Below are 22,270 nucleotides of genomic sequence, written 5' to 3' on the forward strand. Positions count from 1 at the left end.
TGGCTCCTAGTTTAAGTTACAGGCTTCAAGGCCTGATAAACGCATACGAACATCAAGCTCTGGCAACGCGCGAGGCTTTACCCCTTCAAGCCCTTTGGCAAACGCACGAATATGCGCAGGCGTGGTGCCGCAGCAACCACCAACAATATTTATAAAGCCCGATTTACCCCAATCTATAATCTCTTTCGCCATGTCCTCTGCTTCTAGGTCGTACTCACCAAACTCATTTGGTAAACCGGCATTTGGGTGTACTGAGGTAAATGTTTCGCATACGCGCGAAAGCTCCTCTACGTATTGGCGAAGTAAATCGGGGCCAAGGGCACAGTTAAGGCCTATAGAAAGCGGCTTGATATGGCGAATAGAGTTATAAAATGCTTCGGTGGTTTGCCCCGAAAGCGTACGCCCTGAGGCATCGGTAATTGTGCCCGAGATCATTACGGGTAATGTACGCCCTGCTTGCTCAAACGCTTCTTCTACTGCGAATGAGGCCGCTTTTGCATTTAGGGTGTCGAATATGGTTTCGATAAGTATTAAATCGGCGCCGCCTTCCATTAGTGCAAGGGTAGACTCAACATACGCAGTAACCAGCTTATCAAAGGTAATATTACGATAGCCTGGGTCGTTTACATCTGGCGAAATTGAGCAGGTTTTAGAGGTTGGCCCTAACACACCGGCTACGTAGCGTGGTTTTTCTGGGTTTTTAGCGGTGAACTCGTCACATATTGCGCGTGCGAGTTTTGCCGACTCTAGGTTTACTTCACGGCTTATGCTTGCCATGTCGTAATCTTCCATCGAAATGGTGGTTGAGTTAAAGGTATTGGTTTCAATAATGTCTGCACCGGCGGCTAAAAAGCTGCGGTGTATATTGGTTATTAACTCAGGTTTTGTAAGGCTTAATAAATCGTTATTGCCTTTAATTAGTACGTGCCAGTCTTTAAAGCGCTCGCCTCGGTAGTCTTCTTCTTCAAGCTTGTGAGTTTGGATCATGGTGCCCATGGCGCCATCTAAAATTAAAATACGCTCTTTTAATGCAGCGCTTAATTCGCTGTGTTTATTATTGTTTTGCACGTTATTCTGCATAGTTGTTAGTCCTCACATCTTGGCTAACTAAATTAATATCATAAGGGGTCGTTTGGTACACGTAGTAATTTAACCAGTTCGAAAACAGCAAAAAAGCATGGCTTTGCCACGTTTTTGACGGCTTTTTGTTTGCATCGTTATCTGGAAAATAGTTTTCGGGTTTTGGCGCATCAGGGCTTTTTTGTAAATCGCGTTCGTACTCTGCTTTTAGTGTGTCGGCATCATATTCTGGGTGGCCGGTTATAAACACTTGGCTGCCCGACTTATTTTTCATTAAGTAAGCGCCTACTTTTTCAGAGCCTGCCAGCACGACTATATCGTCGCAGGCATTTATTTTATTTATATCTATGTGGCCATAACGTGAGTGCGGCACTAAAAAGGTGTCGTCGAAGCCACGAGTAAGTGCCCCGTGATCAAAGTAACACTGGTGAGTAAACACACCACAAAGTTTATCTTCTTTTAAATCGCGTTTTAAATTGTAACGATGATACAACGCCGCATGCGCCGCCCAGCACGAAAACAGCGTAGAGGTAACGTGCTGCTCTGCCCAATCAATAATCACTTTTAGCTCATCCCAGTACGCAACATCGTCGTATTCAAGGTGTGCTAGTGGCGCGCCGGTAACAATTAACGCATCGTAGTTATTGTCTTTCACTTCTGAAAAATAACGATAAAAGGTATCTAGGTGCTCTTCTGAGTTGCTACTGCTGCGATGCGTATCTAGGCGTAATAGCTCTACATTTACTTGCAAAGGAGAATTGGCAAGCAAACGAATAAACTGCACTTCGGTTTCTACTTTATTAGGCATTAAATTTAAAATAGCCAAACGCATAGGACGAATTTCTTGCGTTTTTGCGCGACTTTTTGGCATTACAAACACGTTTTCTTCACGTAAACGGGCAATAGCCGGTAGCTCGTCTTTCACTGTAATTGGCATATTTTTTACTCCTACTCATAAAAACCGAGAATTTATACGCTCTCATTATGAACAGTATGCTAAAAATATCAACCTCTAGATGTATAGATGTCTAAATGAAATTTATTCATGATTTTATACTTTATCAACCTGCAGCCATTAGCGCTTTAAAACCCGCCATTCGTTGACTGTTTCACCCGTGAGCCACTACAATACAACATTGAAATTTTTATTATTATTTGAAGGCTTTCCTCCATGGTTTTACCTGATAAGTTTATATTCTCGATGAGTCGAGTATCTAAAGTTGTGCCACCTAAGCGCACAATTTTAAAAGATATTTCGTTGCACTTTTTCCCTGGCGCTAAAATTGGTGTGCTAGGTTTAAATGGTGCTGGTAAATCTACATTACTTCGCATTATGGCCGGTGTTGATCAAGACTTTGAAGGTGAAGCTCGCCCTCAACCTGGTACTAAAATTGGTTACTTACCGCAAGAGCCAGTGCTGGACGAAAGCAAAACAGTACGCGAAATAGTTGAAGAAGCTGTTGGCGAAGTAAAACATGCCCTTAATCGCCTTGACGAAGTGTACAACGAGTACGCAATGGAAGACGCTGACTTTGACGCCCTAGCAAAAGAGCAAGGTGAGCTTGAAGCAATCATTCAAGCGCACGATGGCCACAACATCGATAACGTTTTAGAGCGCGCTGCTGATGCACTTCGTTTACCTGAATGGGATGCTAAAATTGAGCACCTTTCAGGTGGTGAGCGCCGCCGTGTTGCTATTTGTCGTTTATTACTCGAAAAACCAGATATGCTTATTCTCGATGAGCCTACTAACCACTTAGATGCTGAGTCGGTTGCTTGGCTTGAGCGCTTCTTACATGATTACGAAGGCACTGTTGTGGCGGTAACGCATGACCGTTACTTCCTTGATAATGTAGCTGGCTGGATACTAGAGCTTGACCGTGGTGAAGGTATTCCGTGGGAAGGTAACTACTCTTCTTGGCTTGAGCAAAAAGATGCGCGCTTACAACAAGAGCAAAAATCTGAAAAAGCACGTCAAAAATCAATTGCTCAAGAACTTGAGTGGGTACGTTCAAACCCTAAAGGTCGCCAAGCTAAGTCTAAAGCGCGTATGGCGCAGTTTAGTGAGCTACAGCAGTCTGATTACCAAAAGCGTAACGAAACTAACGAGCTATTTATTCCACCTGGCCCGCGTTTAGGCGACCAAGTACTTGAAGTTAATAACTTACGTAAGAGTTTTGGCGACCGCGTTTTAATCGACGATTTAAGCTTTAGTATGCCAAAAGGCGCGATTGTGGGCATTATTGGTGCCAATGGCGCGGGTAAATCAACCCTATTTAAAATGCTAAGCGGCGAAGAGCAACCAGATAGCGGCAGCATTAGCGTAGGTGAAACTGTAGAGCTTGCAACGGTTGATCAGTTCCGTGGCAATATGGACGAAAGCAAAACTGTATTTGAAGAAATATCTGACGGGCAAGACGTGCTAAAAATTGGTAACTTTGAGTTCCCAAGCCGTGCATACGTTAGCCGCTTTAACTTTAAAGGTAACGATCAGCAAAAGTTTGTAAAAGACTTATCAGGTGGTGAGCGCAACCGTTTACACCTTGCTAAGCTTTTAAAAGCGGGTGGTAACGTAGTACTACTAGATGAGCCAACCAATGACCTTGATGTTGAAACACTTCGCGCCCTTGAGAACGCTATTTTAGAGTTCCCAGGCTGTGTAATGTGTATATCGCATGACCGTTGGTTCCTCGACCGTATTGCAACACACATTTTAGATTACCGCGACGAAGGCCAAATTAACTTCTTCGATGGTAACTACACTGAATACGAAGAGTGGCTTAAAAAGACCTTAGGCGCAGAAGCTGCACAACCTAAGCGTATTAAGTACAAAAAAATTGGTTAATTGTTAACTGATATAACAAACCCTGCATTTATGCGGGGTTTTTTTATGCCATTTTTTATCGCTATGGGTTATTTCCCGCTATGCTTGATTTAAATATTACAATAAAGGCAACTCGTTTTATGGAAAATCGACGTCAGTTCTCGCGTATTCTTTTTTCAACCGCGGCGCAATTAGAATTTGCAGGAGAGAGCTACCCATGCAAATTACTCGATGTATCTTTACATGGCGCACTCATTACTAAATGCGCGGCGTTTAGTGGCACAAAAAATAGCGAAGCCACCTTGCGCTTTACCTTGCCACAAAGCGATATAGAAATAAAAATGGAGGTGTTTATTTGCCACATAGAAGATCAACACATCGGCCTTAATTGCCACCATATAGATATAAACAGCATTACCTATTTAAAACGGTTAGTTGAACTTAATTTAGCCGATGAACAATTACTTCATCGCGAGCTTGCTTCATTGATTGAATAGCGGCAATAGACTCCCTTAGTTAAGTTTATTACCATAGCGCAAACTTTATTATTGATACGGTTATGCGCCTAAACCCTCACTTACCTTTGGTCTATCACAGTAATTATTCGTTTAGCTTTGACCCTAAGCACCGATTTGTAATGAGTAAATTTGCTCATTTATATGAGCAGGTTAAAGGTTTAGGCATTGCAGGTAATAATTTAGTAGAGCCTATTTTGGGCTCCCCTGAACCACTTGAACTGGTACACTGCGAAAACTACATTCACGATTTATGGCATAACCGTCTAGACGAAAAAGCCATGCGCCGCATTGGCTTACCTTGGTCGCAACCGCTAATGGACCGCACATTCACCGCCCCACAAGGCACGTTACAAACTGCACGCTTAGCATTAAAGCATGGCTTAGCCTGTCATTTAGCAGGTGGTACGCACCATGCACACACTGATTTTGGCTCAGGTTTTTGTATGGTGAACGACTTAGCCTTTACCGCGCAAACATTAATACAAAGCGGTGAAGTGACCAACGTGCTCATTTTTGATTTAGACGTACACCAAGGCGATGGCACAGCTGCAATGCTTGCGCATCAACCGTATGCGTATACATGCTCTATACACTGCGAAAAAAACTTCCCGTTTAGAAAATCCTCCAGCGATTTAGACATAGGCCTTGCTAACAATATGCAAGACGCAGAATACTTAGGCGTTGTGGATGATACGCTGCAGTTTTTACTAAAAGAACTCAACCCCGATTTAGTCCTATACGATGCGGGTGTAGATATTTGGCAAGACGATGGCTTAGGCAAACTAGATATAAGCTGGGACGGCATTAAACAGCGTGACCATTTAGTGTTTAAGCGCTGCCTTGAACATAACACCGCTATTGCCAGTGTTATTGGTGGCGGCTACGACAGAGACCATACGCGTTTAGCGCAGCGCCATGCAATAGTAATTGAGCAGGCTGCGGGTTTTTAATGAAATGAAATAACTTAATTCACGTTCTTATTAATATTAAAAATAATAAGAACGAACCATGAGAAAACTAATTACCGCCATTACATTAATTTTATTAAGTTTTATAAGCTCTGCACAGCTACTCGCTAATGACTCATTACCACTATTGCCTGCAATAACGTTAAACATGGCTGATGGTTCGTCCGTTCACACACAAGATTTATTAGGCCAGCCTTACGTTTTACATTTTTGGGCTACGTGGTGCCCATATTGTAAAAAGCTGCAACCAGCACTTGAGAAAATAAAACATAAAGGCTTAAAGGTCATTGCGGTAAGCTTTGAAGAAAACGACGATGCCACCTCCGCTAAAGTAATAAGTGATAGAGGCTACACATTTAAAACAGCTATTAAAGCCGATGCCATAGCAAAACAGTTAGGAATAAGAGGCACACCCACTACCCTATTTATTAATAAAGCTGGGCGTATAATTTATTTGACGAACACTTCAAACCCTGAAGACGAAAACCTACACGTATATGCTAGGACTTTATTACACGAAGTGAGCAACTAAGCGCATAAATACATCTTAATTAGTAAATAGGCTTACTTAGCCTAACAATAAATCACCAGCTTAGCGCACTATATACTACAATTTAAGCTCATAAATTAATTGAGATTATTATGCGTTTACTTCTTACTTTGTTGATCATTACTATAAGTGGATACGCTTTTGCTGAGGAAGAGGCTGCAGAATTGCCCCCGCTCAACCCTAAATACAAGGCTGAGCATGCAATAGTACTGGTGAATAAAGGTTCAGGAATTTATGCGTTTAACTTACCCGGCTATAAATTACCGCACGATGTACAAGTGGTGTATAGGATTAAAAACCCCGATGTGGCTTTTTTAGATGTTGTACGCAACGCAGAGCTTATAACGCTAAAGCCCAAACCATTTAATATTCAACGCTTAATGCGCGGTGAAGAAATAACCATTACCGCAGATGTGTACAAAGGCAATTACAAAAAAGCAGGCAGCCTAATTTACACAAACAGAACAATAGAAATGAGTAAGCAGCTATATGCTCGCCAATTAAAAGATTTAGCTAAAGCTAGCCAGTGGCAAGAATACGACATGATAGACCTAGGTAGCACAGAGCGAATTTACATACATAAAATTAGCCAAGCACCTAGTTTCAGCCACTTAATTTTTGTAGATTTGGTAAATGCCTGTATGCAAAAGTTTAGAACCTCAACCCTCCTTCCTAGCCAGAATGAGTTAACGTATAAATTTATAAACTGCGGCACCCTAAAACCTTTGTTTTACGAAGCAGAAAGTTTAAATAAATAGCTTAATAAGCATACCCAGCAATTATGTTTATACCTTCTTGCATGACTTCCTTTGACTGGCCAGCAAAGCCTAGACGCAAGTAACTAAAGTGTTTAGGTTTTAAGCTTCTATAAGAGTCGCAGAAATAAAACTCTGATTCTGTTTGCAAATAAATACTGTGCTTGTGCAGATGCTTTTTAATATTAGCCGTATCTATGTTTAAGTTAACCCACATTGCCATCCCACCATCGGGCTTTTTATACTCAATAGGTAAACCTTTCACCTGCAGTGCTATTAATGTGTTATCCATAGCTTCATACCTATGCTTATATAGCTTAGTCATTCGCTTTAAATGGCGCTCAAATGCGCCTTCTTTCATAAAGTGCGCTAAAGCTAATTGCATAACCACATCATTTTTATGATTCATTAACTGCTTCCACGCATTAAGTTGTGCGATAACATCAGGGGCAGCGCAAATGTAACCGATTCTGGCTGCGGAAAACATAATTTTAGAGAATGTAGAAAGATAAATAACTATACCCGCAGGGTCATCCGCCGCCATTGGTTGTAACGGATGACATTGGTAATGAAACTCATGGTCATAGTCATCCTCTATAATCATTACGCCATGTTGGTAACATAACTGATAAATTTGCATACGCCGTGTAGGCGATAAAGTAACAGTTGTCGGGTATTGATGCAGCGGTGTTAAGTACAGCATTTTAATTGAGAAGCGGCTAAGTTGCACTTTCAAATCATCAATACATAAACCATATTCATCTTGTTTTATATCTACTAATTGTGCGCCACATGCCGCAAAAGCTTTACGGGCTGGTGGATACCCTAACGTTTCTACAGCAACAAAATCGTTAGTGCTAATAAATGCTTTCGAAATTAAAAATAGTGCTTCTTGTGAGCCATTACACACAAGTAAGTCGTTTGTTTTTAAGTTACGCGCTTTATATAAGTAATTGCTTATTTGCACTTTTAACTCACTCACACCGCTTATATCACCATAATGAAATTTACTGGTATCTACATGGTTAAAAACATGACTTAAGGAGCGTTTAAATTCTTTATATGGGAAGCTATTAAGATCGGGAAGCCCACCTGCAAAATTATACTTATAATTATTTAAATTCATTGCAGGAGCTGGAACTGCTAACTCTTTGGCAAATTTATAGGCTTTAGGTGTTAAGACTGGCACTTGCTTAGTATTAGCGCTGCCTTGGATAGGTAAGGTTTGCGTTACTTTATAACCGCTACGCTCATGAGACTCTAACCATCCCTCAGCCACTAATAGTTGTAAAGCATTCATTATTGTATGGCGATTTAATTGATAAGCTTTCGCCATCTCTCTAGCTGAACTTAACTTAGCGCCAACCGCAATATCACCTTCAATAATTGCAGTTCGAATAGCTTGCGCTAGCTGCAAATACTTTGCCTTATATTGCTTATTAAATTTTATATTAAGTGGCTGCATGTATTTTCTATCTGGTATAGGTAAAAGTTATATTCTGGTTGTTTTTACTAAACCAAATAAGCGTACATTTATTACTCTTTAATAGCAAAAAATGGAGCGAATAATGTTCACTCAGCATATACATAAAACAAACAAGGTTGTTCTAGAACCACTAAACCATAAACACTTAAATGGATTATATAAAGCAGGTAAGCACCCTAAAGTATGGCAATGGGTACTAGTTAACTACGCAAAAACCCCTGAAATGCTAAAAGAGTGGTTTTTAACACAGGCGCAATTTAATAAAGACGAACAGATTGTTTTTGCGATTATTGACACGAATACACAGCAAGTAGTAGGTACAACACGATTATTTAAATTAGATAAACACAACCTGAGTGCTGAAATTGGCCACACCTTTATTAGTAATGACTGGCAGCGAACTTACATAAATACACATGCTAAATTTTTACTGCTCAAATACGCTTTTGATGAGCTTAATTTAGTGAGAATTACATTTAATACTCATGAATATAATCAAAAATCACGTAATGCTATTGCACGTTTAGGTGCACGTTTTGAAGGACTCGCTTATAAAGATAGAAAGCTCAGCAATGGTAGCTATAGAAACACAGCAAAATTTAGCATAGTTGATGAGCAATGGCCGAACATAAAATTGCAACTAGAGGAGAAGCTCTAATGTACCCACCTTCGCATTTTCAAGAGCATGATATTAAACGTTTGCAGGCATTGGTTGAGCAATTTCCACTAGCGAGTATTTTAACGCCCAGCTCGCAAAGTGATTTAAATAATATATGCCATGTACCTGTACTATATGATCCCATTTGTAATGTATTCACTGCACACGTAGCTAAACATAACCCACTAACACAATGTGATAAACGCTCAGTAAAATTACACTTTAATGGTGATAGCTGCTATCTATCTCCCTCGTATAGTAATAATAAAACACTGCCAAGCTGGCTTTACTCATCAGTACAAGTCACTGCAAAGGTAGAGATTATTAAAAGCGACAGTGAGAAAGAAAAAATAATGAGTCAATTAACAACCCATTTTGAGCAAACCATTAAGCCCATGTGGAATATTAATGATATGCCTACACGCAGTCGCCAAGCAATGTATCAACAATTAAGCTTTATAGAGTTTACTCCCACTCACTGGAGTGGAAACTTTAAGCTAAGCCAAAATAAATCAGCAGAAATTAGAGCCCAAATAAAAGAAAACCTAAAGCAAGATCAAAAACACTCTATTGCCGCTTTATTTCAAACATGAAAAAAGGCCCTTTCGAGCCTTTGGATTAACTTTGGAAATATAAAGCTTTAAAAAATTATATCAGTGTAAGCAGTTGTGGCGCTGCGCTGTGGTAGTCAACGGCCATGGCAATACTGAGTGCTGTAATATTTATAATAGAAAAAGCAAACACTTGGCGTGCCCAGCTCGTTAAATTAACATTACGGCGATAGCCACGCAGTGCCATAAGTAACCACCAAAAACTGGTAATACACGCCACTGCCATAAAGGCGGCGCCAGTGTAGCCACTTATTGGTAATAGCATGACGACTAAAGCGTACACAGCAATATAAAGTACAATATGGCGCTTCGCTTTATCAATACCTTGCGCTACGGGTAATACGGGAATACCTGCGGCTTGGTAATCTTTAAAACGAAAAATAGCAATGGCATATGAATGTGGCATTTGCCACAGACTAAACATAACTAATAATATTAATGCACCTATATCGAACTGCCCGGTTACAGCGCAGTAACCTACAACAGGAGGCACTGCGCCAGAAAGGCTACCTACAAACGTGCCATAAACTGAGTTGCGCTTCATGTAAAGGCTATAAACCCCAACATAAATGATATAGCCAAACGCTGCAAAAAATACCGCGGCTTGTGTGGTGTAAGCAATGAGTAAACCAAAACCTACAACCCCCAATAAAACCCCGTGACTCAGTGCAGCAAAGGCCGACATTTCGCCTGTTACTGTTACCCGCGTACGAGTACGTGCCATGGCTACATCTATGTCCCTATCAATTACATTGTTGATAGCACAGCCCGATGCAACCACAAGTGACAAGCCAATAAGCGTAACAACCATTAGCCATGGGTCTATATCCCCGCGCGAGGCAAGTAAAAAACCGCCTGCAACGCTGATAAGGTTGCCCATAATAATGCCTGGCTTAGTCACTGATAAATAACGACGAAACATCTTCAACTCCTAGTACATCATCATTGCGTTAGATTCGTAAATTATCCAAACCGATAACCCAACAACCATGACGATAATTAGGGCACTGAATAAAAATGAGAAGGTACTTGCACGACCATCTTCTGTCGTAAAATTAAGGTGTAGAAAGTATTTTAAGTGCACCCAAATTTGTACAATAGCTAAAGTAACAATGCTCCAAAGCGTAGTTACTTTTGAAAAGTCGCCTTCCATTACCATGTAAAACGGTATGGCGGTTAAAATTATTGATAGCACAAAGCCTATTAAGTACGTTTTAACGCTGCCATGAGACTCATCATGGTGCTCGTTTTGCATTTGCTTTAACGCGTGCGCTTCGCTGTGGCTCATTACATTGCTCCCATTAAATAAACAACGGTAAATACACAAATCCAAACAATGTCTAAGAAGTGCCAAAATAGGCTTAGGCAGCTTAAGCGTGTCACTGTTTGTTTACCTAAGTCGCGTTTAGCCACTTCTATCATCATAATACTCATCCAAATTAGACCCGCAGTTACGTGCAAACCATGTAAGCCTACTAACGAGAAGAATGAGGTTAAAAAGGCACTTTGTTGTGGACCATTACCATGCACAATTAGGTGATGAAATTCGTAAATTTCCATGCCTATAAACACAGCACCTAAACAAAAGGTAATAAACAACCAGGTGAGTGTTAGTGCCTTTTTTTGCCCTTGTGCGGCAATCATGGCAAAGCCAAAAGTAATACTACTAATGAGTAGCGCCGCTGTTTCTACAGCGACAAAGTCGAGTTCAAAAATGTCTTTACCTGATACACCACCGGCTGTGTTCATAAACAGCACGGCGTAAGTGGCAAAAAACGAGGCAAATAATAGGCAATCGGTCATTAGGTATAACCAAAAGCCAAAGATTGTATCGCCAGAGGTATCGTGATGCTCATGTGCATGATCATCGTGCGAAACTGAGTCTAAATGGGCAGTTTCTACATTCGCAGATAGTGTACTCACGCGCTTAGCTCCTTATTTCCACTAGAATTATACGCAGCTTCAATACGTGTAATTTCATCAGGTTGTATATAGTAATCAACATCACTGGTGTAACAACGCTTGATAAATAAGGCAATTGCGCCAACAAAACCAACGGCAGCTAACCACCAGATATGCCAGATCATAGCAAAGCTAAATACAGTTAAGCTTGCTGCAATTAACACCCCAGATGCTGTGTTTTTAGGCATATGAATTGGGCTGTAGCTTGCTTTTGTTTGATACGCTTGGCCTTTTTCTTTCGCTTCGGTCCAGGCATCAATGTCATCAACGTGAGGAATAGTGGCAAAGTTATACACTTGTGGAGGTGAGCTAGTTGCCCATTCTAGTGTATGGCCGTTCCACGGATCGCCGGTTGTATCATCAAGTGCTTCGCGGTCTCTAAAGCTAACAAATAGCTGCACGACTTGGAAAATAATACCAAACATAATAATGACAGCACCGCCTGCGGCAATGTATAACCACATGTTCCAATCTGGGTTATTAGTGTGGTTTAAGCGACGTGTCATACCTAAGAAACCAAGTACATACAACGGCATAAACGCCACGAAGAAACCAACTATCCAACACCAAAAAGACGCTTTACCCCATTTTTCGCTAAGCTTAAAGCCCATTGCTTTAGGGAACCAAAATACAAAACCTGCAAGGTAGCCAAATACAGCGCCACCAATAATTGTGTTATGGAAATGCGCAATTAAGAATAAACTGTTATGCAACACGTAATCGGCACCCGGAATAGCCAGTAGTACGCCGGTCATACCGCCTACTGTAAAGGTAACCATAAAGCCTAATGTCCAAAGTACAGGAACGCTAACACGTAAACGGCCGCGGTAAATGGTAAACAACCAGTTGAATAGCTTAACGCCAGTAGGGACGGCAATAACCATGGTCATTACCCCAAAGAACGCATTAACGTTGGCGCTCGACCCCATGGTGAAAAAGTGGTGTAGCCAAACAATAAAACCTAAAATAGAGATTGCACCGCTGGCATACACCATCGATTTGTAACCAAATAAACGTTTACCGGCAAAGGTTGAGATAATTTCAGAAAAAATACCAAAAGCAGGCAGTACTAAAATATAAACCTCAGGGTGACCCCACGCCCAAAACAGATTGATGTACATCATGGCGTTGCCGCCCGCTGCATTGGTAAAAAAGTGAAAATCAAGGTAACGGTCAAGCGTTAGCATGCCCAGCACAGCAGTTAAAATAGGGAAAGATGCTGCAATTAAAATATTTGCCCATGTACATGCCCATGTAAAAATTGGCATTTTCATTAGGGTCATACCTGGGGCACGCATTTTAAACACAGTCGCTAAAAAGTTTACTGCAGTTAAAAGCGTACCGAGCCCGGATATTTGCAAGGCCCATATATAATAATCGACCCCCACCCCAGGGCTAAAGGTCAGCTCCGAAAGCGGCGGATACGCCACCCAACCTGTTTTTGCAAACTCACCAAATACAAGCGACAAGTTAATTAAAATGGCACCGCTGGCAGTAAACCAAAAACTTAAGTTATTTAAAAATGGAAAAGCGACATCGCGTGCGCCAATTTGCAGTGGCAATACAATGTTCATTAGGCCAATCATAAATGGCATAGCCATAAATATGATCATGATAACGCCGTGCGCTGTAAATATTTGGTCGTAATGCTCAGGAGGCAAATAACCAGGTGCACCGCTGGTAGCAAGTGCTAACTGCGCACGCATCATAATGGCATCAGAAAAACCACGAAACAGCATTATTAATGCTAAAAAGATGTACATTACGCCTAAGCGTTTATGATCAACAGAGGTGATCCAGTCGTGCCAAAGCACGCCCCACTTTTTATATTTAGTAATAAGCCCGGCAATAATAAGCCCGGCAATCGCTATCACCGTCATGGTAACCATTATAATTGGCTCATGAAACGGAATTGCGTCGAGTGAAAGTTTACCTAAAAACGACATTATTATTCCTCGCCCTGGCTGTGAGATGAAGGCATTGCGTGTTCATTCATTTCATGGTGCTTTTTGCTCATTTGCCCATGTTCGCTCATTGCTTTATGTTTTTTGTTCATATCGCCATGTGCCTGCATATACTTCATCACAATGGTATGAAATAGGCCGTCGTCGACCTTGCCATAATAGGCAACAGGATTGTTTTCACTGGCTTTTGCAAGCTCAACATAATTGGCATGAGTGAGGTTATTAGCATTGGCTTTAACGCTTGTTACCCACGTGTCAAAATCAGCTTGTGTTGGGGTGGCAATGGCATTGAACTTCATACCGGTAAAACCTGCGCCACTGTAATTAGCAGAAAAGCCTTTAAATGTGCCCGGCTCGTTTGCGATTAAATGAAGCTTGGTTTCCATGCCTGCCATAGAATAAATTTGACTACCTAGCTGAGGAATAAAAAACGAGTTCATTGTGCTTTCTGAAGTGATTTTGTATTCCACCGGCACATTTGCCGGAAATACCAATTCATTTACCGTTGCAATACCTTGCTCTGGGTAAATAAATAGCCACTTCCAGTTTAATGAAACCACCTCTACAGTGAGGTGCTCGCCTTTACCTTCAATAGGTTTATAGGGGTCTAAGTCTTGGGTAGACTGCCAGGTAATAACACCTAAAATAATAACGATAACAATAGGAACAGCCCAAACAACGGCTTCAATCTTATTTGAATGAGCCCATTTTGGTGCATAAATTTCATGATCTTGTGTGTCTCGGTATTTCCATGCGAAATACAAAGTCATCACAATAACGGGGATTACTACGAGCAGCATAAGGACAGTAGCAATGATGATTAAGTTTTTCTCATCAATACCTATTTGGCCTTTTGGATCGAGTATCCCGCCTTTACAGCCTGACAACGCCAGCACCGTACTAGCTAAAGCAATATTACAAAGGTTACGAATTAACAAGGGAGTATCCTACAAACCTAGAGTTTTAATTTGCTGCTTTGAATAAAAATTAAGCAACGATTTTTCAATAAAAACCCAAGTTAACTAGAACTAAATTATAAAAATAAAGGGGACTGAACCCGCTGCAAGTGGATGCAAAAAATACCTAGCAACAAACCCAGCTTCTAAACGCATTTATATAACGTAATAAAAGTTAACTTGGGTGAGTGTTGGTTGGCTGACGTGTTTAAAACACGCGGCTACATTGCTAATGCAAACTTTAATTATTTACAGCAAGAAAAAATAATTAAAACCAGCAACAAGTGAAGCCTTACAGACAACCTGTAAAGCTAGGTGGAGCACGACAACCATGTGCAGCGGACACAGGTTGGTGTACTTTTGCCTCGCGAAAAGCGAAAGCGGCTTTACGAAGGATAATTCCAGCACGACGCGCCGGAAAAATATGGAACAATAACCAGCAAAGGCCAATGAGTAACTGACTAGATATGATCGGATGAGCTAAAAATTGCGTAATGTGCAGCAAAACAGGCTCAACAATAGAGCCATTGCTAAACAACGCTTCAAGCTGAAAGGCATCCTCTAATGCACCACTTAGCAGCATTACCGTATTAAACACTAATAATGTTATAGCGACACACACGCCCTTGCCCGCTTTATTCAAGCGCTCACACGTGTGCGGTTTGCTAGAAGCAAAAGCCGTATTTGTATGATGCAAAGAAAGTGTGTTCAAAGACATTAACCTACTAAATGACTAATAACAAAATTAGAGTAATAAAGCGCGCAATGGAAAAATTAAAAAACATTGCTGCTGTAAGCCCTAAAACGAGGTGCTAAATACAATCAAACCGGCTAGCACACATTTACCTAGTGAGAATTGATCCGTATCAAACAAACTTTCAAAACTTACTGAAAGTTCGATGCTGAGTATAACAAAGACAGTTTTCGGTTCAACAAAAAATATAAAGTTTTGCGTTAAGCTTTCGCAGCTATTTTGTTAATAAAAAATAACATAATAAAAATAAAGACTTAGTTTATAAATATTTTATATTTAGGTAGGTTGAGCAGTAGAGATAAGGGGGATTAATGAAGTTAAAAATAAAGCCGCACAAACAAAAACAGCCCAAATTCAGTCACCACCGAACTTGAGCCGCCTTTCACACTGACAACATCTTCACACACATATAAAGATTCTTGGTTTACACTGCGTGGCAATTATAGGGAATAAAAACAACTCAAAACCGGTCACCACCGACCTTGAGTTGCCTTTCACACTGACAACATCTTCACACACAATATAAAGATTCTTGGTTTACACTGCGTGGCAACTGTAGGAGATAAAAACAACTCAAGCTAAGTCACCACAGAACTTGAGTTGCCTTTCACACTGACAACATCTTCACACACAATATAAAGATTCTTGGTTTACACTGCGCGGCAATTGTAGAGAATAAAAACAACTCAAAACCAGTCACCACCGACCTTGAGTTGCCTTTCACACTGACAACATCTTCACACACAATATAAAGATTCTTGGTTTACACTGCGTGGCAATTGTAAGAGATAAAAACAACTCAAGCTAAGTCACCACCGAACTTGAGTTGCCTTTCACACTGACAACATCTTCACACACAATATAAAGATTCTTGGTTTACACTGCGTGGCAATTGTAGAGAATAAAAACAACTCAAAACCGGTCACCACCGACCTTGAGTTGCCTTTCACACTGACAACATCTTCACACACAATATAAAGATTCTTTTAAGCGAGGCAAACTTTATGCCTCAAACTTATGACTGGAGCCTTGCTCTGTGTCTATGCTTAAACTTTAGAGTGTTAGCTCCAATTTGACAAACGAGAAAAATAAACCTAATAGGTGAAAAAAACTAAACTATAGACCTTGGTCTAATACATTAAGGTTGTGTTTAATTAAAAGAAGATATGAGCACTAAATATACAGGTACAAAAAAAGCGCCATATGGCGCTTTTTGTCATTAAGCTACTGCTTAAATAATTTGGTTTTCTTTCCAGGCTTGCTCTTTAGCCATACGCTTTTTACGCTTATCACATGGATCGTCACAATCACAGGCTTTATCAATACCTACCGAGCCTAATCCACCGCAACTACTTGCCATAGATTTTCTTTGCACGATCATACCAACAGCCATAGCTATCACGATTAAAATTAATAAACCAAATGTAAGAAGAAAAAGTGACATTGCTTAGCCCCTATTGATCAGCAATAAATTATGCTCAAACATTGTTGAGCGACCGCTAAATTATACACCCAAAACCCACATAGATGCGAGAGAAGTCTATTTCAAAAAATCGGTTGTAATATGCGTTTAGCACGAATAAAGCTTTAGCTAAACGCCATTATATTACAAATAAGGTTTAAATGCAGTGCTCGCGTAAGTCACAATGCCTTTGTCTGATTTAGCCATTAAGTACACAGGTAAATCGTGCTTTTCAGCGTATGCTTTAGCATCGTCCATTCCCATAACCGTTAATGCGGTTGCTAAGCCATCTGCGGTCATTGCACTAGGATGTAATACAGTTACCGACACTAAGTCATGTTTGATTGGCATGCCTGTTACTGGGTCAATTAAATGAGTGTAAGTTTCGCCATCCATTTTATAAAAAATACGGTAGTCACCTGATGTTGCAATGCCATTCGTACCGGGCGCTAATACACGGTGAACTTTTCGCTCGCCTGGTGGCGCATCTGGCTGCTCTATCGCGATTTTCCAATCTTGGTTATTTGGCTTTTCACCGCCAATGCGCAGCTCCCCGCCTATTTCTACCATGTAGTTACTAATGTTTTGGCTTTCAAGTAATTGCGCTACTTTATCAATGCCATACCCTTTCGCTGTGGCCGAAAACGACAGCTCTAAACCATCAACTGTTTTAGCAAGGCCCTGCTCAGTAAGATTAAGTTTATCTACACCAATTTTTTCAATCATTGCAGCAAGTGCTTCATCACTTGGGCGCTTAGTTGGTTTTTTATCAGGTCCAAAGCCCCATAAATCTATTAACGGGCCCATCGTAACATCGAGCGTTTTGGTCGACTTACCTAAACGAATCGATTCGCTCACCACAGCCCTAAAGTCTTCACTAATTGGCATAACCTGGTTGGCGGGTAATTTATTAAATGTGTTAATTTCAGAATCGCGGATATACGTAGACATAGACTGATTAACCGCTTTCAATTGCGTATCTATTTGCTGCTGTAATTTAGTGGCATCGACGCTTTTATCGTCGGCAAAGTATTTAATATGATAGGTGGTGCCCATCGTTTTGCCTTCTAAAAATACCTCCTGAGGTGTTTTATCAGCCCCACAGCCAGAGATAAATAGCATTATAGTTAATAAAAAAATACTGATAGCGCCTTGAGAACTGCTTACTCTGTTCATTAAATTAGCCCATGTAAAATAAAATAAAAAAAGCCCCGTTGCACAAAGTGCAACGAGGCCCGTATTTTAACCAAAACTAAGCTGTTTTGATATGGGTGTTAGCCACCGAAGTCATCTAGTAAGATGTTTTCGTCTTCTACACCTAGGTCTTTAAGCATGCCGATAACAGCCGCGTTCATCATTGGAGGACCACACATGTAGAACTCACAATCTTCTGGCGCTTCATGATCTTTCAAGTAGTTTTCATAAAGTACGTTATGGATAAAGCCTGTATAACCTTCCCAGTTATCTTCTGGTTGTGGGTCAGACAATGCGGTATGCCATACAAAGTTATCGTTTTCAGCTGCTAAGCCGTCGAAATCTTCAACATAGAACATTTCACGCTCAGAACGCGCACCATACCAGAAACTAATCTTACGCTTAGAGTTTAAACGCTTAAGTTGGTCAAAGATATGTGAACGCATTGGTGCCATACCTGCACCACCACCTACGAATACCATTTCAGCGTCGGTGTCTTTAGCGAAGAACTCACCAAATGGACCTGAAATAGTTACCTTGTCGCCTGCTTTAAGTGACCAAATGTACGATGACATTTTACCACATGGTAGGCTTAGGTTTCTTGGCGGCGGCGTAGCAATACGCACGTTAAGCATGATAATGCCTTCTTCTTCTGGGTAGTTAGCCATTGAGTATGCACGAATTGTTTCGTCGTCTACTTTTGACTCCAGGTCGAAGAAACCAAAGTGATTCCAGTCGCCACGATACTCTTCAGGAATATCGAAATCTGCGTATTTAACATGGTGAGCAGGCGCTTCGATTTGGATGTAACCACCCGCACGGAAAGGCACTGATTCGCCATCTGGAATTTGTAACTTAAGCTCTTTAATGAACGTTGCTTTGTTATCGTTAGAGATAACTTCACAATCCCATTTTTTAACACCGAAAATTGACTCTTCAAGTTCAATTTCCATGTCGTTTTTAACATTTACCTGACACGCTAAACGACAGCCTTCACGGGCTTCACCTTTAGAAATGTGATCAAGTTCTGTTGGTAAGATATCGCCACCACCTTCTTTAATGTGTACACGACACTGACCACAAGAGCCACCGCCACCACATGCAGATGATACGAAAATACCTGATTCAGATAGCGCGCCTAAAAGCTTGCTACCTGCTGATGTTTTAATGGCTTTGTCTGGATCGCCATTAATACCGATGATGATGTCACCGCTTGCAACTAACTTAGATTTAGCACCAATGATAACTAAAACTAGTAGTACAACGATAGCGATGAAAACACCAACGCCTAAGAAAATCTCATAACTCATGATTTATCCTCGCTACCTTTACAGTGAAATACCAGAGAATGACATAAAGCCAAGACCCATTAAACCAACAGTGATGAAGGTAATACCTAAACCACGTAGGCCATCTGGCACGTCTGAATATTTCATTTTCTCACGGATACCTGCAAGTAATGTAATTGCAAGCGCCCAGCCAACACCAGCGCCAACACCATAAACAACAGACTCGCCGAAGTTATAGTTACGCTCAACCATGAATGATACCGCACCAAAAATCGCACAGTTAACTGTGATTAGTGGTAAGAAGATACCTAATGCGTTGTAAAGTGCAGGGAAAAACTTATCTAATGCCATTTCCAAAATTTGCACAAGTGCTGCAATAACACCAATGAACGTTAAGAAACGTAAAAAGCTAAGGTCTGCTTCAGGGTAACCAAGCCACTCTAATGCACCCGGTGCAAGTACGGCATGGTAAACCAAGTTATTTACTGGTACAGAAATACCCAGTACCACAATAACGGCTACACCTAGGCCAATTGATGTAGTTACTTTTTTAGATACTGCTAAGAAAGTACACATACCTAGGAAGAAAGCTAAAGCTAAGTTTTCAATAAAAACCGCTTTTACAAATAAACTAATATAATGTTCCATTGCTTGCCCCTTACGCTTTAGCTTCTACTTGGTCTTTCTTATAAGTACGAAGTACCCATATGAATAAACCAATGATGAAGAATGCACTCGGTGGTAAAATCAATAGACCCATAGGTTGATACCAACCACCATCTTGTACTAATGGGATAATATCAACACCGAATAGTGTTCCCTTACCAAATAGCTCACGAATGAAACCAACAGTAAGTAATACCACTGAGTAGCCTAAGCCATTACCGATACCATCTAAAAATGACATAAGTGGTGGCGACTTCATTGCGTACGCTTCAGCACGACCCATTACAATACAGTTAGTAATGATTAGGCCAACGAATACAGAAAGCTCTTTCGCCGTAGCGTAAGAGAATGCTTGTAACACTTGGTCTACAACAATTACTAGTGAAGCAATGATCGTCATCTGTACGATAATACGTACTGATGAAGGTATGTGGTTACGAATGCTTGAAATGAACAAGCTAGAAAACGCCGTTACTAATGTCAAAGCAATTGACATGATTAAGGCATTTTTTAAGCTAGACGTTACCGCCAGAGCAGAACAAATACCAAGTACTTGTAATGCGATTGGGTTGTTAGCTAAAACCGGACCAAATAGGACCGACTTCATTTCTTTAGTATCAGCCATTATTTCAACGCTCCTTCACGTACCTTCGCAAGGAAAGGACCAAAGCCGTTTTCACCAGTCCAAAAGTCAACTGTGTGATCAACACCATTAGAAGTTAATGTAGCACCTGATAAACCATCAATTTGATGTTCGTTGCTAGCACCGCTTTTCATAATGTTAATAGGTAACTCTTTACCTTGCCATTTAGCTGTCCATTGTGGGTTTTGAATTTCGCCACCCAGGCCTGGTGTTTCGCTATGCTTGTAAAAGTTGATGTTTTTAACTGTTTCGCCATCGCTTTCAAGCGCTAAGAAACCATACATTACACCCCAAAGGCCGTAACCTTGGATAGGTAAAATGATTGCATCTGTAGAACCATCTTCTTTTTTAGAGATGTAAACAGGTGAGTTTTTAGTCATACGCTGAATACCAGCGATGTCCTTAATCCCTTCTGCTTTAAGTGCAAAACTTCTTTGTTGGTCGAATTTCGATTTTTCGAAATCAAATGAGTTTGGATCAGCATCTTCAACAAATTCGCCAGTGTCCATATCAACAACACGTGCTTCGATTTTGCCATCGAATGTGTCAGATACAGAGTTTGCGATTTCAATATCAGCTGCTGCTAAGATATTACGTTGAATATCTTGAGTTTTATTAGCTTGCTGTAAAGGACGAAGCTGTACAGAAGCAAACGATACAATAATTGCACACACTAAACATAGTGCCACAACAACCGTTAACGTTTTGCCGATTGATTCGTTATTACTAGACATTACGTGCCAACCTCCGCTTGATATTAGCTTGCACTACAAAGTGATCGAACAGTGGAGCAAATAAGTTAGCAAATAAGATTGCTAGCATCATGCCTTCTGGGAAAGCAGGGTTTACTACACGGATCATAACTACCATAAAGCCAATAAGCGCGCCGTATGCGAACTTACCTTTATCGGTAAATGCAGCTGATACAGGGTCAGTAGCCATAAAGAACATACCAAACGCAAAACCACCCAGTACTAAATGCCAATGCCAAGGCATTGCAAATACAGGGTTGCTCTCAGAGCCAACCGCATTTAATAAGAATGCAGTTGCCACCATACCTAGGAATACACCTAGTACAATGCGCCAAGAAGCGATGCGAACGTAAATTAAGAATAAGCCACCAATAAGCACAGCAAGAGTAGATGTCTCACCTACAGAACCTTGAATGAAACCGTAAAACGCATTCCACCATAGCTCCATGTTGCTGTAATCAAGAGTGCCTACAAACGCTTGACCTAGCATAGTTGCACCAGAGAACGAGTCTACTGCAGTCCATACTGTGTCACCTGAAATTTGTGCAGGGTATGCGAAGAATAAAAACGCACGGCCCGCTAATGCAGGGTTTAAGAAGTTACGGCCTGTACCACCAAAGATTTCTTTAGCAATAACAACACCAAACGTAATACCTAGCGCCACTTGCCATAAAGGAATAGTCGCAGGCAAAATAAGTGCAAATAATACAGAGGTTACGAAGAAACCTTCGTTAACTTCATGCTTACGCACAGAAGCAAATAGTACTTCCCAAAAACCACCTACTGCAAAAGTAACGGCGTATATTGGTAAGAAGAAACATGCCCCGTAGAACATTTTAGCGCCCCAGCCCGACTCAGCGGTTAATTCACCACCAAATAACTGGAACAAGCCAACCTGCCAAGAGTTTGCTAGTTCAAAACCTTGTGCTAAAGCACCTGCGGCCTGATGACCGATGTTGAACATACCAAAAAACATAGCTGGGAACGTCGCCATCCACACTAAAATCATCATGCGTTTTAGGTCGATATTATCGCGAACGTGAGTTGCGCCTTTATTTACATAACCTGGCGTGTAAAAAATAGTCGCGGCTGCTTCATACAGGGCGTACCATTTTTCGTGTTTACCACCTGGTTCAAAATGCGGCTCAATGTCTTCTAAAAATTTCTTTAAACCCATC

23 protein-coding genes are annotated in these 22,270 nt (G+C 40.9%); 7 read left to right on the plus strand and 16 right to left on the minus strand.

What is annotated here, in order from left to right:
* Window positions 1–6: 6 nt before the first annotated feature.
* On the minus strand, window positions 7–1,080 hold the full coding sequence (locus NQT65_RS06060; RefSeq protein WP_004587432.1) for a homocysteine S-methyltransferase family protein: 1,074 nt from the start codon (window positions 1,078–1,080) through the stop codon (window positions 7–9).
* A complete protein-coding gene (metA, locus tag NQT65_RS06065; protein ID WP_256850714.1) occupies window positions 1,070–2,017 on the minus strand; it encodes a homoserine O-acetyltransferase MetA in 948 nt (315 codons plus the stop codon). The genes NQT65_RS06060 and metA overlap by 11 nt, the downstream gene beginning before the upstream one ends.
* A 234-nt stretch (window positions 2,018–2,251) precedes the next feature.
* Between metA and ettA the strand changes: the two genes are divergently transcribed.
* The 5 genes from ettA to NQT65_RS06090 all read left to right on the plus strand — a co-directional run bounded on the left by ettA (window position 2,252) and on the right by NQT65_RS06090 (window position 6,698).
* A complete protein-coding gene (gene ettA, locus NQT65_RS06070; protein ID WP_055252958.1) occupies window positions 2,252–3,925 on the plus strand; it encodes an energy-dependent translational throttle protein EttA in 1,674 nt (557 codons plus the stop codon).
* 119 nt (window positions 3,926–4,044) lie between these two features.
* Window positions 4,045–4,401, plus strand: coding sequence for a PilZ domain-containing protein (locus tag NQT65_RS06075; RefSeq protein ID WP_024034284.1), 357 nt, complete (start codon window positions 4,045–4,047; stop codon window positions 4,399–4,401).
* Window positions 4,402–4,463: 62 nt separating this feature from the next.
* Complete coding sequence (locus NQT65_RS06080; protein ID WP_256850715.1) at window positions 4,464–5,372, plus strand: histone deacetylase family protein; 909 nt, start codon at window positions 4,464–4,466, stop codon at window positions 5,370–5,372.
* A 58-nt stretch (window positions 5,373–5,430) separates the two neighbouring features.
* Window positions 5,431–5,922: a TlpA family protein disulfide reductase gene (locus NQT65_RS06085; RefSeq protein ID WP_256850716.1), complete on the plus strand. Its 492-nt coding sequence runs from the start codon at window positions 5,431–5,433 to the stop codon at window positions 5,920–5,922.
* Between the two features lie 110 nt (window positions 5,923–6,032).
* On the plus strand, window positions 6,033–6,698 hold the full coding sequence (locus NQT65_RS06090) for a hypothetical protein (RefSeq protein ID WP_256850717.1): 666 nt from the start codon (window positions 6,033–6,035) through the stop codon (window positions 6,696–6,698).
* A 1-nt stretch (window position 6,699) separates the two neighbouring features.
* Here NQT65_RS06090 and pdxR read toward each other — a convergent pair whose 3' ends face one another.
* The gene (gene pdxR, locus NQT65_RS06095; RefSeq protein WP_256850718.1) at window positions 6,700–8,160 is read right to left on the minus strand and encodes a MocR-like pyridoxine biosynthesis transcription factor PdxR; all 1,461 of its coding nucleotides are present in this window, start codon (window positions 8,158–8,160) and stop codon (window positions 6,700–6,702) included.
* Between the two features lie 103 nt (window positions 8,161–8,263).
* Here pdxR and NQT65_RS06100 point away from each other — a divergent pair, with 103 nt between their 5' ends.
* The gene (locus tag NQT65_RS06100) at window positions 8,264–8,839 is read left to right on the plus strand and encodes a GNAT family N-acetyltransferase (protein ID WP_138686118.1); all 576 of its coding nucleotides are present in this window, start codon (window positions 8,264–8,266) and stop codon (window positions 8,837–8,839) included.
* On the plus strand, window positions 8,839–9,432 hold the full coding sequence (locus NQT65_RS06105) for an FMN-binding negative transcriptional regulator (RefSeq protein WP_256850719.1): 594 nt from the start codon (window positions 8,839–8,841) through the stop codon (window positions 9,430–9,432). Before NQT65_RS06100 ends, NQT65_RS06105 begins: the two co-directional genes overlap by 1 nt.
* Before the next feature lie 55 nt (window positions 9,433–9,487).
* Here NQT65_RS06105 and cyoE read toward each other — a convergent pair whose 3' ends face one another.
* The 13 genes from cyoE to NQT65_RS06170 form a co-directional block, all read right to left on the minus strand.
* Window positions 9,488–10,372, minus strand: a complete 885-nt coding sequence (gene cyoE, locus NQT65_RS06110; RefSeq protein ID WP_064386876.1) for a heme o synthase — start codon at window positions 10,370–10,372, stop codon at window positions 9,488–9,490.
* A gap of 9 nt (window positions 10,373–10,381) precedes the next feature.
* Complete coding sequence (gene cyoD, locus NQT65_RS06115; protein ID WP_004587444.1) at window positions 10,382–10,738, minus strand: cytochrome o ubiquinol oxidase subunit IV; 357 nt, start codon at window positions 10,736–10,738, stop codon at window positions 10,382–10,384.
* Complete coding sequence (cyoC, locus tag NQT65_RS06120) at window positions 10,738–11,373, minus strand: cytochrome o ubiquinol oxidase subunit III (RefSeq protein ID WP_256850720.1); 636 nt, start codon at window positions 11,371–11,373, stop codon at window positions 10,738–10,740. Before cyoC ends, cyoD begins: the two co-directional genes overlap by 1 nt.
* Window positions 11,370–13,358: a cytochrome o ubiquinol oxidase subunit I gene (cyoB, locus tag NQT65_RS06125; RefSeq protein ID WP_256850721.1), complete on the minus strand. Its 1,989-nt coding sequence runs from the start codon at window positions 13,356–13,358 to the stop codon at window positions 11,370–11,372. The genes cyoC and cyoB overlap by 4 nt, the downstream gene beginning before the upstream one ends.
* A gap of 2 nt (window positions 13,359–13,360) precedes the next feature.
* Complete coding sequence (cyoA, locus tag NQT65_RS06130) at window positions 13,361–14,314, minus strand: ubiquinol oxidase subunit II (protein ID WP_256850722.1); 954 nt, start codon at window positions 14,312–14,314, stop codon at window positions 13,361–13,363.
* A gap of 310 nt (window positions 14,315–14,624) precedes the next feature.
* Window positions 14,625–15,044 (minus strand): hypothetical protein, encoded by a 420-nt coding sequence (locus tag NQT65_RS06135; protein WP_004587448.1) that lies wholly within the window; start codon window positions 15,042–15,044, stop codon window positions 14,625–14,627.
* 1,273 nt (window positions 15,045–16,317) lie between these two features.
* Window positions 16,318–16,530: a (Na+)-NQR maturation NqrM gene (nqrM, locus tag NQT65_RS06140; protein WP_004587136.1), complete on the minus strand. Its 213-nt coding sequence runs from the start codon at window positions 16,528–16,530 to the stop codon at window positions 16,318–16,320.
* Between the two features lie 162 nt (window positions 16,531–16,692).
* A complete protein-coding gene (locus NQT65_RS06145; protein WP_064386879.1) occupies window positions 16,693–17,724 on the minus strand; it encodes an FAD:protein FMN transferase in 1,032 nt (343 codons plus the stop codon).
* 98 nt (window positions 17,725–17,822) lie between these two features.
* A complete protein-coding gene (gene nqrF / locus NQT65_RS06150) occupies window positions 17,823–19,052 on the minus strand; it encodes an NADH:ubiquinone reductase (Na(+)-transporting) subunit F (RefSeq protein ID WP_004587138.1) in 1,230 nt (409 codons plus the stop codon).
* Between the two features lie 18 nt (window positions 19,053–19,070).
* Window positions 19,071–19,679, minus strand: a complete 609-nt coding sequence (nqrE, locus tag NQT65_RS06155) for an NADH:ubiquinone reductase (Na(+)-transporting) subunit E (RefSeq protein ID WP_004587139.1) — start codon at window positions 19,677–19,679, stop codon at window positions 19,071–19,073.
* A gap of 10 nt (window positions 19,680–19,689) precedes the next feature.
* Entirely contained in the window at window positions 19,690–20,322 is a 633-nt protein-coding gene (locus tag NQT65_RS06160) for an NADH:ubiquinone reductase (Na(+)-transporting) subunit D (RefSeq protein WP_004587140.1), read from the minus strand.
* Window positions 20,322–21,074: a Na(+)-translocating NADH-quinone reductase subunit C gene (locus tag NQT65_RS06165; protein ID WP_004587141.1), complete on the minus strand. Its 753-nt coding sequence runs from the start codon at window positions 21,072–21,074 to the stop codon at window positions 20,322–20,324. Before NQT65_RS06165 ends, NQT65_RS06160 begins: the two co-directional genes overlap by 1 nt.
* Window positions 21,067–22,269, minus strand: a complete 1,203-nt coding sequence (locus NQT65_RS06170) for an NADH:ubiquinone reductase (Na(+)-transporting) subunit B (protein WP_004587142.1) — start codon at window positions 22,267–22,269, stop codon at window positions 21,067–21,069. The genes NQT65_RS06165 and NQT65_RS06170 overlap by 8 nt, the downstream gene beginning before the upstream one ends.
* Between the last annotated feature and the right edge of the window lies 1 nt (window position 22,270).

This window comes from Pseudoalteromonas agarivorans, assembly GCF_024518735.1.
Classification (GTDB): domain Bacteria; phylum Pseudomonadota; class Gammaproteobacteria; order Enterobacterales; family Alteromonadaceae; genus Pseudoalteromonas; species Pseudoalteromonas atlantica.

What these genes read in the sequence shown, in the direction of transcription:
- NQT65_RS06060 (WP_004587432.1), bottom strand. Translation starts at nt 1,080, where the DNA reads ATGCAGAATAACGTGCAAAACAATAATAAACACAGCGAATTAAGCGCT.
- metA (WP_256850714.1), bottom strand. Translation starts at nt 2,017, where the DNA reads ATGCCAATTACAGTGAAAGACGAGCTACCGGCTATTGCCCGTTTACGT.
- ettA (WP_055252958.1), top strand. Translation starts at nt 2,252, where the DNA reads ATGGTTTTACCTGATAAGTTTATATTCTCGATGAGTCGAGTATCTAAA.
- NQT65_RS06075 (WP_024034284.1), top strand. Translation starts at nt 4,045, where the DNA reads ATGGAAAATCGACGTCAGTTCTCGCGTATTCTTTTTTCAACCGCGGCG.
- NQT65_RS06080 (WP_256850715.1), top strand. Translation starts at nt 4,464, where the DNA reads ATGCGCCTAAACCCTCACTTACCTTTGGTCTATCACAGTAATTATTCG.
- NQT65_RS06085 (WP_256850716.1), top strand. Translation starts at nt 5,431, where the DNA reads ATGAGAAAACTAATTACCGCCATTACATTAATTTTATTAAGTTTTATA.
- NQT65_RS06090 (WP_256850717.1), top strand. Translation starts at nt 6,033, where the DNA reads ATGCGTTTACTTCTTACTTTGTTGATCATTACTATAAGTGGATACGCT.
- pdxR (WP_256850718.1), bottom strand. Translation starts at nt 8,160, where the DNA reads ATGCAGCCACTTAATATAAAATTTAATAAGCAATATAAGGCAAAGTAT.
- NQT65_RS06100 (WP_138686118.1), top strand. Translation starts at nt 8,264, where the DNA reads ATGTTCACTCAGCATATACATAAAACAAACAAGGTTGTTCTAGAACCA.
- NQT65_RS06105 (WP_256850719.1), top strand. Translation starts at nt 8,839, where the DNA reads ATGTACCCACCTTCGCATTTTCAAGAGCATGATATTAAACGTTTGCAG.
- cyoE (WP_064386876.1), bottom strand. Translation starts at nt 10,372, where the DNA reads ATGTTTCGTCGTTATTTATCAGTGACTAAGCCAGGCATTATTATGGGC.
- cyoD (WP_004587444.1), bottom strand. Translation starts at nt 10,738, where the DNA reads ATGAGCCACAGCGAAGCGCACGCGTTAAAGCAAATGCAAAACGAGCAC.
- cyoB (WP_256850721.1), bottom strand. Translation starts at nt 13,358, where the DNA reads ATGTCGTTTTTAGGTAAACTTTCACTCGACGCAATTCCGTTTCATGAG.
- nqrM (WP_004587136.1), bottom strand. Translation starts at nt 16,530, where the DNA reads ATGTCACTTTTTCTTCTTACATTTGGTTTATTAATTTTAATCGTGATA.
- NQT65_RS06145 (WP_064386879.1), bottom strand. Translation starts at nt 17,724, where the DNA reads ATGAACAGAGTAAGCAGTTCTCAAGGCGCTATCAGTATTTTTTTATTA.
- nqrF (WP_004587138.1), bottom strand. Translation starts at nt 19,052, where the DNA reads ATGAGTTATGAGATTTTCTTAGGCGTTGGTGTTTTCATCGCTATCGTT.
- nqrE (WP_004587139.1), bottom strand. Translation starts at nt 19,679, where the DNA reads ATGGAACATTATATTAGTTTATTTGTAAAAGCGGTTTTTATTGAAAAC.
- NQT65_RS06160 (WP_004587140.1), bottom strand. Translation starts at nt 20,322, where the DNA reads ATGGCTGATACTAAAGAAATGAAGTCGGTCCTATTTGGTCCGGTTTTA.
- NQT65_RS06165 (WP_004587141.1), bottom strand. Translation starts at nt 21,074, where the DNA reads ATGTCTAGTAATAACGAATCAATCGGCAAAACGTTAACGGTTGTTGTG.
- NQT65_RS06170 (WP_004587142.1), bottom strand. Translation starts at nt 22,269, where the DNA reads ATGGGTTTAAAGAAATTTTTAGAAGACATTGAGCCGCATTTTGAACCA.